Source organism: Micromonospora sp. DT46 (assembly GCF_049841735.1).
GTDB classification, from domain to species: Bacteria; Actinomycetota; Actinomycetes; order Mycobacteriales; family Micromonosporaceae; genus Micromonospora; species Micromonospora reichwaldensis.
Map to the genome: position 1 here is coordinate 1 of NZ_JBNCKW010000010.1, position 11,591 is coordinate 11,591.

Sequence of the window (11,591 nt, forward strand, 5' to 3'; positions counted from 1 at the left end):
TGTTCGAGGAGCACGGCTTCCGCGACATCAAGATCTCGGTCAAGCACAACGACCCGGTGGTGATGATCCGGGCGTACGCTCCGCGTCGCCGCCACGGTGCAGGCGTCCCACTCGTCACTCGACCGGCGCGGCACGGGGCGGATCTGGCAGGCTGGTATCCGTGCTGACGGTGCCGGTACGCCAACTGGGGGAGTCGGAGCGCCGCGCGGTCGAGCGGCTGCTCGACCTCGACCCGTTCGCGGGCGCGCAGGTCGCCGAGCGGATCACGGCGCGTGGCCTGGCCTGGTGGCGTGCCGAGGGACGGGTGCTGGGCTACGGCAGCCGCCGCAACCTGGAGTCGATCTGCTGGCTCGGCGGCAACCTGACCCCCGTGCTCGCCACCGAGCCGGCCGTCGCCGCGTACGCCGACCTGCTCGCCGGCGAGGAGCGGCTCTGCTCGTCGATCGTGGGCCGGGCCGACGCGGTGCTCGGGCTCTGGGACCGCCTCTCCGCCGTCTGGGGGCCGGCCCGGGACGTACGCCCCAACCAGCCGTTGCTGGCGACCGACGCGCTGCCGGCGCTGCGGGCGGACCCGGAGGTGCGGCGGGTGCGCGCCAGCGAGGTCGACCGGCTCTTCCCGGCGGCGGTGGCGATGTACACCGAGGAGGTCGGCGTCTCGCCGCTCGCCGACGACGGCGGGCGCGGCTACCGGCGGCGGGTCACCGACCTGGTCCGGACCGGGCGGGCGTACGCCCGGTTCGTCGACGGCCGGGTGGTGTTCAAGGCCGAGCTGGCGGTGGTGACCCGCCGGACCGCCCAGGTGCAGGGCGTCTGGGTGGCCCCCGAGTGGCGGGGCCGGGGCATCGCGTCGGCGGCCATGGCGGCGGTGGTGCGCGACGCGCTGCTGCGGGTCGCCCCGACCGTCAGCCTCTACGTGAACGACTTCAACACGCCCGCCCGCCGGGTCTACGAGCGCTGCGGGTTCCGCCCCGTCGGCACGCTCGCCACCGTGCTCTTCTGAGCCACCCGTGCGGCGTCCGCTCTGAGTCACCCTTCGCGGCGTCCGCGCGGGGCGGCTCCCGGCCGGCGCGGCCCACGCACCGGCCTCCGGCCAGGTGAACGGCCGGTAAATGCGTTGAGCCGGCCGGCTCCACCGACCAGGCTGGATGCTCCGCCCCGGTCTGCGGAGAAGGGACTCCGTCATGCGTCTGCTCCGGGACCTGTGGGCCACCTCGCCCCGCCGAATGTCGATCGTGACCTGCCTGATCGTGCTCGGCGCCGGGGGTCAGGCCGCCGCCGCCGCGCTGGCCGGCCCCGTCCTGGTGCACCGCGCCGCCGGGTTCTTCGCGCTGCTCGCCGTGGCGCTGGTCGCCGCCGTCCTCACCGACCTCGCGGTGAGCCTGCTGATGGCCGGGCTGACCGCCGACTGGTCCGCCGACGTGCGGCGCCGGCTGTGCCGGGTCGCGCTCGGGCAGGACCTGCCGACCCTGGAGACCACCCCGGTCGGCGAGCTGCTCGACCGCATCGACGGCGACGTCTACCAGGTCGCCGCGGCGGTGCGCAACCAGGGCGTACGGATCGCGCAGGGCCTCGCCGCGGGCGTGCTGTCGACCGTCGTCGCCCTCGCGGTGTGGTGGCCGGCCGGCCTCGGGATGCTGCTGCTGACCGTGCTGCTGGCCGTCGGCCTGCGCAAGCCCACCGCGCGGATCGGCCCGGCCCGGATGGCCGAGGAGGAGGCCTGGTCCGACCTCGCCGCGGTGATGGAGGAGGCCATCCACGGCCAGGACGACGTACGCACCAGCCTGGCCCGGCCGTACGTGCTGCGCCTCTACGCCCGGCGGGCCGCCGAGGTGCTCAGTCGCGGGGTGCGCGTGTGGCGGATGTCCGCCCAGGTCACCACCGTGGCCGCCGGCGTCATCCGGGCCGGGATCGCGGCCGTGGTGCTCGGCGGCGCGTGGGCACTGGTCACCGGCCGGGTCGACGGCGCCCGGCTCACCGCGATCTGGCTGCTGGCCATCGGCTTCGGCATGACCGTCGAGCACGTCAGCCGGATGGTCCCCGAACTCCAGTACGCCCTCGGCGCCTGGGGGCGGGTGCAGCTGCTGGCGGGCTCCCGGCAGGAGCCCGTGGGCGGGGCCGCCCCGAACGAGGGCGACCTGGTGGTGCGGGGCCTCACCTTCCGCTACGGGGGCGCCGACGACGGGCGCGGCCCCGCGCTGCACGACGTCGACCTGACCTTCACCCGGGGCCGCTCGTACGCGCTGGTCGGCCGGACCGGCTCCGGCAAGTCCACCCTGGCGAAGGTGCTCACCCGGGCCGTCGACGTGCCGCCCGGCACGGTCTTCCTGGCCGGCGATGACGTGTGCGACCTCGACGTCGAGGCGCTGCGCCGGTGGATCGCCGTGGTGCCCCAGCGCACCGAGATCCTCGCCGGGACCCTCGCCGAGAACGTCGCGTTGTTCGATCCGGACCTGCTCGACGCCGCCGCCCGGGCGCTGCGCGAGCTGGGGCTCGACGGCTGGATCGCCGAGCTGCCCGCCGGCCTGGACACCCGGCTGGGCGACGGCGGGCACGTGCTCTCGGCGGGCCAGGAGCAGCTGGTCGCCTTCGCCCGGATCCTGGTGCGCGACCCGCACGTGGTGATCCTCGACGAGGCCACCGCCCGCCTCGACCCGGTGACCGAGGCGCGGGTGCAGCAGGCCACCGAACGGTTGCTACGGGACCGGATCGGCATCGTCATCGCCCACCGCCTCTCCTCCGTACGCCGCTGCGACGAGGTGGTGGTGATGGCCGACGGCGCGGTCGTGGAGGCCGGGCCGCTGGACTCCTCGGAACGCTTCGCCGAACTGCTCGCCACCAGCCACGCCACCGCGTACGCCCACGCGGCGCCGGGCGGTCGTTCCGGCGGGGTCGACCTGCTGACCGGCCCGTCGGACCCGTGGCCGACCACCGACCCGGACGAGGCCCTCCCACCGGCGACGCCCCCGGTCGGCCCGCCGGCCGTTCCGTCGGCCACGCCCACGGCCGTGCCGCCGGTCGGAGTCCCGGCCGCGCCGCCGGTCGGGGCGGTTCCCGCGACCCCGACGGAGCCGGTCGGGTCGGCCGACGGCCGGGCGGGTCAGGGCGGGTCCGCAGCCCCCGGGGAGCCGGAGACGACGTCCCCGCGGGGGCTGCGCGGACTGCGGGAGATCCTGCGGCTGTGCCTCAACGACGCGCGCTACGGGCTGGCCTCGCTGGCGTTGTTCCTGCTGCTCGTGCTCCTCGGGCTGGAGGGGCCGGTGCTGCCGTGGCTCTGGGCGGACGTGGTCGACGGCACCGGCGACCCGTGGAAGCCCGCGCTGGGGATCGTCGTCGGCCTGCTGGTGACCCTGCCGGTGCCGTACCTCAACGGACTGCGCTTCCCGCAGTGGTGGGTCCGGCAGATGCTGCGGATCAGCCTGCGCCTGGTGCACGGCCAGACCGGACCGCGCCGGGTCAGCCGGCACACGCCGGCGGAGGTGGTGGCCCAGGGCGGCGACACCGAGCGGGTGGTGCAGCTCGCCGACAACCTGATGGACCAGGGGCTCTCGCTGCTGCTCCTGGTCACGATGACCGCCGTCACCGGCAGTGTGGTGCCGGGGCTCTTCTTCGCGGGCACGATGCTCGTCTCCGGACTCGCCGCCACGCTGTTCGGCCCCCACCTGGAACGGTCGGCGCGGGCCACCGTCGCGGCGCGGGCCGCGTTCGCCACCGCACTGGTCTCCTCGCTGTCGGCCGCCCGTACGGTCAAACTCGCCGGGGCCACCCGCCCGGTGCTGGCCCACCTGGCCGACCTCGACGTGGTGCGCAGCGACCGGCAACGCCGGGAGATCTCCGTGCAGGTCTGGTCCCGCTCGACCCCGTCGCTGGTCAGCGGCCTGCTGCCGATCGGCGCGTGGGCGCTCTTCCTGGCCGGGCAGCTCTCGGCCGGCGCCACCCTGGTCGCGGTCGCAACCCTGGCCGCCGCCCGCTGGTTCGCATGGACGACGGCCTCGCTGATCTCGCAGATCCCGTCGGCGCGGGTGTGGACCCGGCGGACGGTGGCGATGACCGGCGTGGAGGCGTACTCGGCGGCGGTGCCGGGGGTGGACCTCGGCGCGGGGACCGCCCCGGCGCCCGTCGTGCCGCCCCGGCACCCGCTGCGCCGGCTGGAGCTGACCGGCTTCGGCGTCCGGCACAGCGACGGGACGGTGGCCGTACGCGACGTCGACCTGACGGTGGAACGCGGCCAGCTGGTGCTGGTCGTCGGGCCGGTCGGCTCGGGCAAGTCGTCGCTGCTGCGGGCGCTGGCCGGCATCGCCCCGCACACCGGCCGGCTGACCTGGAACGGCGACCCCGTCACCGAGCCGGAGCTGTTCCTGCGCCCCCACCAGGTGGGCTACGTCGGCCAGCTGCCCCGGGTGCTCTCCGGCACGGTGGCCGACAACATCACCCTCGGCCACCAGGTGGACGCCGCGGCGGCGGTGTCGACCGCCCAGCTCGACCACGACCTGGCGGCGGCCGGCGGCGGGCTCGGGCTGCTGATCGGGCACAAGGGCACCCGGCTCTCGGGCGGGCAGTTGCAGCGCCTCGCGCTGGCCCGGGCACTCGCCCCCCGTACCGAGCTGCTGGTGGCCGACGACGTCTCCTCGGCGCTGGACGTCACCACCGAGCTGGCGCTGTGGCAGGCGCTGCGCGAGCACGGCGTGACCGTGGTGGGTTCGACCTCGAAGCGCGCCGCCCTGGTCCGGGCCGACCACGTCGTGGTCCTCCGCTCCGGCACGGTCGCCGCCCAGGGCCCCTGGCGCGACCTGGAACCCCACTGGTCCCACCTGGCCGGCTGACCCACCCGCCCCACCCCCACCTGACGGACCGGGGACGGGGCGGGGGTGAGAGAGGGGCAGGTCAGGCGCGGGCGTACTGGGCGGGCCAGGTGGGGGTGGCGCCGAGCTTGGCGGCGGCCCGGTGCGGCCAGTACGGGTCCCGCAGGAGTTCCCGCCCGAGCAGGACCAGGTCGGCGTCGCCGGACGCGACGATCTCCTCGGCCTGCTCCGGCTCGACGATCAGGCCGACCGCGCCGGTGGCCACGCCCGCCTCCCGGCGTACCCGGGCGGCCAGCGGCACCTGGTAGCCGGGGCCGACCGGGATGGTCGCGGTGGCCGACGCGCCGCCCGACGAGCAGTCGACCAGGTCCACCCCGGCGGCGGCCAGTTCGCCGGCGAGCACCACGCTGTCCTCGGCCGTCCAGCCCGTCGGCTCCCAGTCGGTGGCCGAGATGCGGGTCAGTACGGGCACGTCCTCGCCGACCGCCGCACGGACCGCCCGCGCCACCTCCAGGGTGAGCCGCATCCGGCCGGCGCGGTCCCCGCCCCAGCCGTCGTCGCGGTGGTTCGTCAGCGGGGAGAGGAACTCGTGCAGCAGGTAGCCGTGCGCGGCGTGGATCTCCACTGCCGCGAACCCGGCGTCGACCGCCCGGCCGGCCGCCGCCGCGAACGCCTCGACGACGCCGGCGATGCCCGCCTCGTCCAGCGCGGTCGGCACCCGGTAGTCGGGCACGAACGGCGCGGACCCCGGGCCGACCGGGGTCCAGCCGCCCTCGGCGTCGGGCACCCCGCCCCGCCGGGACGCCCACGGGCGGTACGTCGAGGCCTTGAACCCGGCGTGCGCGAGCTGCACGACCGGCACCGCGCCGTGCGCGGCGACGAAGGCGGTCACCGGCCGCCAGGCGTCGACGTGCGCCCCGGACCAGAGCCCGGTGTCCTGCGGGCTGATCCGCCCCTCGGGCAGCACGGCGGTGGCCTCGGTCATCACCAGACCCGCGCCGCCGACCGCGCGGGCTCCCAGGTGCACCAGGTGCCAGTCGGTGGGCAGGCCGTCCGGGCCGGCGGTGTACTGGCACATCGGCGCCAGGGCGATCCGGTTGGGCAGGGTCACGCTGCGCAGGGTCAGCGGGGTGAACAGGACACTCATGCGGTCATCCTCTCGGACGCGGGGAGGACCCCGGGGCGGGGTCCTCCCCGACTCGTCGGGGCGCGCCGGGGTGGCTCAGGCCGGGACGGGGCTCAGCTCCTCAGCGCGGCGCGGGCCGTCGCCGTCGGCGTCCGCCGGGGCGAGCGGCGACCGTCGGCCCGCCGAGTCGTACGCGGCCCGGTCCAGGGTGCCCTCGCGGGCGGCGACGATCGTCGGCACCAGTGCCTGGCCGGCGACGTTGGTGGCGGTGCGGATCATGTCCAGGATCGGGTCGATCGCCAGCAGCAGACCGGCGCCGGCCAGCGGCAGGCCCAGCGTGCTCAGCGTCAGGGTGAGCATCACGATCGCGCCGGTCAGGCCGGCGGTGGCGGCCGAACCGACCACCGAGACGAAGGCGATCAGCAGGTAGTCGGTGACGCCGAGGTTCACCCCGAAGACCTGGGCGACGAAGATCGCGGCCAGCGCCGGGTAGATCGCCGCGCAGCCGTCCATCTTCGTGGTGGCGCCGAACGGCACCGCGAAGGAGGCGTACTCGCGGGGGACACCGAGGCGCTCGACCGAGCGCTGGGTCACGGGCATCGTGCCCACCGAGGAGCGGGAGACGAAGGCCAGCTCGATCGCGGGCCAGGCGCCGGCGAAGAAGCGCACCGGGTTGAGCCGGCCGGCGCCCACCAGCAGCAGCGGGTAGACCACGAACAGCACGATCGCGCAGCCGACGTAGACGGCTGTGGTGAACTTGGCGAGCGGGGCCACCAGGTCCCAGCCGTACGAGGCGACGGCGTTGCCGATCAGGCCGAGGGTGCCGATCGGGGCGAGCCGGATGACCCACCACAGGGCCTTCTGGACGATCTCCAGCAGCGCGCGGTTGATCGCCACGAACGGCTCCGCGGGCTCGCCGACCAGCAGCGCCGCCGCGCCGACGACGAGGGCCAGGAAGACGATCTGGAGCACGTTGCCGTCGACGAACGCGCCGACCGGGTTGGTCGGCACGATGCCGGTGAGGAAGTCGGTCCACGAGCCGGTCCTCGTGGGCGCGGTGGCGCCGGCGGTGTCGAGGGTGACGCCGCGGCCCGGGTCGGTGAGCAGGCCGAGCCCGATGCCGACGCCCACCGCGATCAGCGCGGTGACGCCGAACCAGAGCAGGGTCTTCAGGGCCAGCCGGGCGGCGTTGGCCACCCCGCGCAGGCTGACCACGCTGACCACGATGGCGGTGAAGACCAGCGGCGGTACGGCCAGCTTGAGCAGCTGGACGAAGAGGCCGCCGACGGTGTCGAGGGTGCTGGTGAGCCAGCTCAGGTCGTTGGCGCGGGCGAGGAAGCCGAGCGCCACGCCGAGGACGAGGCCGAGCAGGATCTGCACGGAGAAGGGGATCTTGCGCAGGGCGGAAGCCATGAGGGTGTGTCCCAGGGTCTGGAGGTCGGAACGGGGCAGCGTCAGGAGAGCGGCTGCGCCGGACAGACGCCGCTGGCCTGCAGTCGGAGGTCGACATACAGGCGCACGGTCAGGTGCCAGACGTTGGTCATCGCCGCCGAGGATAACGCCGGCCGTCGATGCTGCGGAAGGAGTGCCCTCGGTGACGCTCCTTACAGCAGGTGCACGAAGGGACCGATGCCCCATCTCAGGCGCTGCGAGGTGCCCCGGCTCACCGGCGGAGAGCGACGGCGGTCGCGGCGGCCGTGCCCCACAGGACGGCCACCAGCAGCAGCAGCCGCTCCAGGACGGCGATCAGGCCGCCGCGCCCCACGAAGAGCATGGCCACGGCGGTCGCGCCCGCCAGCGGAAGGGCCGCCGCCAGGGCCACCGCGGCCAGCCGGCGCAGCGCCGACGGCGCTGCCCGGGTGAGCATGATCGCCAGCATCGCGAAGACCACCGCGGCCACCGCGAGGATGCTCGCCGCGCCGTGCACCAGGTCCGCCGTGGTCGCCCGCTCGAACGGCGGCAGCGGGCAGCCGGCGCTGCACGACACCGCCCCGGAGACCAGCGCGAAGACGCTCCCGGCCGCGAGCAGCCCGGCCGCCGCCCGCAGCACCGGGGGCAGCGCCGCCGCGAGCAGCAGCAACCCGGCGGCCAGGGCGAAGACCCCGATCCGGTACGCCGGGGCGTACGCGCTGTCGGTGACGCCCGCCTCGCTGACGTACCCGGTCAGGCCCGGCCCCGGACCGGCGACCACGGCGACGGTCACCGCGACCGCGCCCGCGACGACGCAGGCGGCGGAGGCCGACGCGGCGGCGGCCCGGGGCGGGTCGGTCCGGCGCGGCTCAGCCACGCCCGTGCGGCGTGGTCCAGCCGGAGATGTCGGGGCCGAGCGGGACGATCCCCGTCGGGTTGATCGCCGCGTGGGTGCCGTAGTAGTGCCGCTTGATGTGGTCGAAGTCGACCGTCTCGCCGAAGCCCGGCGTCTGGAACAGGTCCCGCGCGTACGCCCAGAGCACCGGCAGTTCGGTGAGCTTCTGCCGGTTGCACTTGAAGTGACCGTGGTACGCCACGTCGAAGCGGACCAGGGTGGTGAAGAGCCGCACGTCGGCCTCGGTGATCGCGTCGCCCATCAGGTAGCGCCGGCCCGCCAGCCGCTCGGAGAGCGCGTCGAGCCGGGCGAACAGCGCGGTGAACGCCTCGTCGTACGCGGCCTGCGAGGTGGCGAAGCCGCACCGGTAGACCCCGTTGTTGACGTCCCGGTGGATCTCCGCCATCAGCGCGTCGATCTCCGGGCGGAGCTCGACCGGGTAGAGGTCCGGCGCCCCCGGCCCGTGCAGGCCCCGCCACTCGGTGGACAGGTCCAGGGTGAGCTGCGGATAGTCGTTCGTGACCACCCGGCCGGTGCGCGTGTCGACCAGCGCCGGCACCGTGACCCGCCCGGTGTAGTCGGGGTCGGTGGCCAGGTACGCCTCGGAGAGGAAGCCGATGCCGAGCACCGGGTCGAACCCGTCCGGGTCGAGGGCGAACCGCCAGCCCCGCTCGTCGCGGATCGGGTCGACCGTGCCGAGGGAGATCGCGTCCGCCAGGCCGAGCAGGCCGCGCACGATCCGGGCCCGGTGCGCCCACGGGCAGGCCCGGCACCAGATCAGCCGGTAACGGCCCGCCTCCAGCGGCCACCGGCCCTGCGCGTCCGGCCCGCCGCCGGGCGGGGAGTCGGAGTCCTGGGTGACCCGACCGGTGAACCGGTTGGGCTGGCGGACGAACTCACCGCCGCCACTGGTCTCTGCGCTGAACTGGGCCCGGGCCATGCCGCCAACCTATCCGCTGCGCGCGCGGATATCCTGGCGGCCGGGCGTCCCCGCGACCCGGAACCGCCCGCCCCCGCCCCTTCCCACCCCCCGAAGGATCGCGCTGATGACCGTGGCATACCTGGTGGCCGGTGTCCGCACCCCGATCGGCCGCTACGCCGGCGCCCTCGCCGGCGTCCGCCCCGACGACCTGGCCGCGCACGTGATCCGCGAACTGGTCGCCCGACACCCGTCGGTGGACTGGGCGCGGGTGGACGACGTGATCCTGGGCTGCGCCAACCAGGCCGGCGAGGACAACCGCAACGTGGCCCGGATGGCGGCGCTGCTCGGCGGGCTGCCCGAGGAGGTGCCCGGCAGCACGGTCAACCGGCTCTGCGGCTCCGGCCTGGACGCCCTCGCCACCGCGGCCCGCTCCGTCGTGGCCAGCGAGGCGGACCTCGTGGTGGCCGGCGGGGTGGAGAGCATGAGCCGCGCCCCGTTCGTGATGCCGAAGGCGAGCACCCCGTTCTCCCGCACCGCCGAGGTCTACGACACCACCATCGGCTGGCGGCTGGTCAACCCGCTGATGAAGAAGCACTGGGGCATCGACTCCATGCCGGAGACGGCGGAGAACGTCGCCGCCGCGTACGGCGTCGGCCGCGCCGAGCAGGACGAGTTCGCGTACCGGTCGCAGCAGCGGGCCGCGAAGGCACAGGCCGACGGCCGCTTCGCCGAGGAGATCGTGGGAGTGACCGTGCCGGCGGGGCGGCGCGAGACCAAGCTCGTCGAGGTCGACGAGCACCCCCGGGAGACCTCGCTGGAGAAGCTTGCCGCGCTGCCCACCCCGTTCCGCGAGGGCGGCACGGTGACCGCCGGCAACTCGTCGGGCGTCAACGACGGCGCGGTGGCGCTGCTGGTCGCCTCCGAGGCCGCCGTGGCCCGCTACGGCCTCACCCCGCTGGCCCGGGTCGCCGGCGCCGCCGCGGCCGGCGTACCGCCGCGGGTGATGGGCGTCGGGCCGGTGCCGGCCACCCGGAAGCTGCTCGACCGCCTCGGCCTCGGCCTCGACGCGGTCGACGTGATCGAGCTGAACGAGGCGTTCGCCGCGCAGTCCGTCGCGGTGCTGCGTGAGCTGGGCCTGCCGACCGACGCCGAGCACGTCAACCCGAACGGCGGGGCGATCGCGCTCGGGCACCCGCTCGGCGCCAGTGGCGCCCGGCTGGCGCTGACGGCCGCGCTGGAGCTGCGCCGCCGGGGCGGCCGGCGGGCGCTGGCCACCATGTGCGTCGGCGTGGGGCAGGGCATCTCGCTGCTGCTGGAGTCCGCCGGCTGACCCGGGGTCGGCCAGGGCGCCGCCGCTGCCCGCCCGGTCCGGGGGCTCCGATGCCGTGGGCGACGAGGGCTTGTCACCGGCGGGGGCGGAGCCGTGCCGGCGGCGGGTCCGTGACGGACATCCGACGGGCCGACGAAGTGGGTCATGGGACCTCCCGGAGCCGGCAGTACGCGGCCTAGAGTGGTGAGCACCACACGACCCGCGGGTCGGCCGGTGCCTCGCGTACCCCCACGTGACCGCGGCACCGGCTCCCTCCCGCACCGCGGCGACGACCATGAGGTGCAGCAGTGCAGATGCCGGACGGACTTCCCGCCGAGATCGACCTCTCCCGGCCGAGCGCGGCCCGGGTGTACGACTACTTCCTCGGCGGGGCGCACAACTTCGAGATCGACCGGCAGCTCGCCGAGCAGATCGCCGGCATGACCCCGAACCTGGCGGCGACCATGCGCGCCGGCCGGGAGTTCCTGCGTCGCGCCGTACGCACGCTGCTCGACGCCGGCATCGACCAGTTCCTCGACATCGGCTCCGGCATCCCCACCGTGGGCAACGTGCACGAGGTCGCCCAGACGGCCAATCCGAAGGCCCGGGTGGTCTACGTCGACATCGACCCGGTCGCGGTGGCGCACAGCCGGGAACTGCTCGCCGGCGACGAGCTGACCGGGGTGATCCACGGCGACCTGCGGGAGCCGGAGCGGATCCTGGCCGCAGCCCGTGACCTGGGGCTGCTCGACTTCAGCCGGCCGCTGGGCATCCTGCTCGCCGGGGTGGTGCACTTCGTCCGGGACGCCGACCGCCCCGGCGAGATCCTGGCCACCCTCCGGGCAGCCGCGGCCCCGGGCAGCCACCTGGTCGTCTCACACTCCACGTTCGAGGACCAGCCGCAGGAGATGCTCGACGCGCAGCGCCTCTCGGCGCGTACCGACACCGAGATCACGCTGCGCTCCCGGGCCGAGGTGACGAGCTTCTTCGGCGGCTGGACGCTCCTGGAGCCGGGTGTGGTGCACATGCCGCTGTGGCGCCCCGACTCGCCCTCCGACGTCGACGAGCACCCGGAGCGGTTCGGCGCCTTCGGCGGCGTCGCCCGGTACGACCAGCCCACCGCCTGAGCC

Annotated in this window: 8 protein-coding genes; 4 read left to right on the forward strand and 4 right to left on the reverse strand. The window is 75.3% G+C overall.

From position 1 onward, the window contains the following. Positions 1-160: 160 nt before the first annotated feature. Both ACLQ20_RS25620 and ACLQ20_RS25625 read left to right on the forward strand, forming a co-directional pair. Positions 161-1,000 (forward strand): DUF4081 domain-containing GNAT family N-acetyltransferase, encoded by an 840-nt coding sequence (locus ACLQ20_RS25620; protein WP_151456564.1) that lies wholly within the window; start codon positions 161-163, stop codon positions 998-1,000. A 181-nt stretch (positions 1,001-1,181) separates the two neighbouring features. Continuing rightward, positions 1,182-4,820, forward strand: coding sequence for an ATP-binding cassette domain-containing protein (locus ACLQ20_RS25625; RefSeq protein ID WP_425857913.1), 3,639 nt, complete (start codon positions 1,182-1,184; stop codon positions 4,818-4,820). Between the two features lie 61 nt (positions 4,821-4,881). Here ACLQ20_RS25625 and ACLQ20_RS25630 read toward each other — a convergent pair whose 3' ends face one another. The 4 genes from ACLQ20_RS25630 to ACLQ20_RS25645 all read right to left on the reverse strand — a co-directional run bounded on the left by ACLQ20_RS25630 (position 4,882) and on the right by ACLQ20_RS25645 (position 9,170). Further along, positions 4,882-5,946, reverse strand: a complete 1,065-nt coding sequence (locus tag ACLQ20_RS25630) for an NADH:flavin oxidoreductase/NADH oxidase (RefSeq protein WP_425857914.1) — start codon at positions 5,944-5,946, stop codon at positions 4,882-4,884. A 75-nt stretch (positions 5,947-6,021) separates the two neighbouring features. After that, positions 6,022-7,326, reverse strand: a complete 1,305-nt coding sequence (locus ACLQ20_RS25635; protein ID WP_425858005.1) for a dicarboxylate/amino acid:cation symporter — start codon at positions 7,324-7,326, stop codon at positions 6,022-6,024. Positions 7,327-7,588: 262 nt separating this feature from the next. After that, entirely contained in the window at positions 7,589-8,212 is a 624-nt protein-coding gene (locus tag ACLQ20_RS25640; RefSeq protein ID WP_425857915.1) for a DUF998 domain-containing protein, read from the reverse strand. Beyond that, positions 8,205-9,170, reverse strand: coding sequence for a glutathione S-transferase family protein (locus tag ACLQ20_RS25645; RefSeq protein ID WP_425857916.1), 966 nt, complete (start codon positions 9,168-9,170; stop codon positions 8,205-8,207). Before ACLQ20_RS25645 ends, ACLQ20_RS25640 begins: the two co-directional genes overlap by 8 nt. A gap of 106 nt (positions 9,171-9,276) precedes the next feature. On the opposite strand from ACLQ20_RS25645, the gene pcaF reads away from it, so the two are divergent. Both pcaF and ACLQ20_RS25655 read left to right on the forward strand, forming a co-directional pair. After that, a complete protein-coding gene (pcaF, locus tag ACLQ20_RS25650; protein WP_425857917.1) occupies positions 9,277-10,482 on the forward strand; it encodes a 3-oxoadipyl-CoA thiolase in 1,206 nt (401 codons plus the stop codon). A 287-nt stretch (positions 10,483-10,769) separates the two neighbouring features. Further along, positions 10,770-11,588 carry an SAM-dependent methyltransferase gene (locus ACLQ20_RS25655; protein ID WP_327030796.1) on the forward strand — a complete coding sequence of 273 codons (819 nt, stop codon included), beginning with the start codon at positions 10,770-10,772 and terminating at the stop codon, positions 11,586-11,588. Positions 11,589-11,591: the final 3 nt, after the last annotated feature.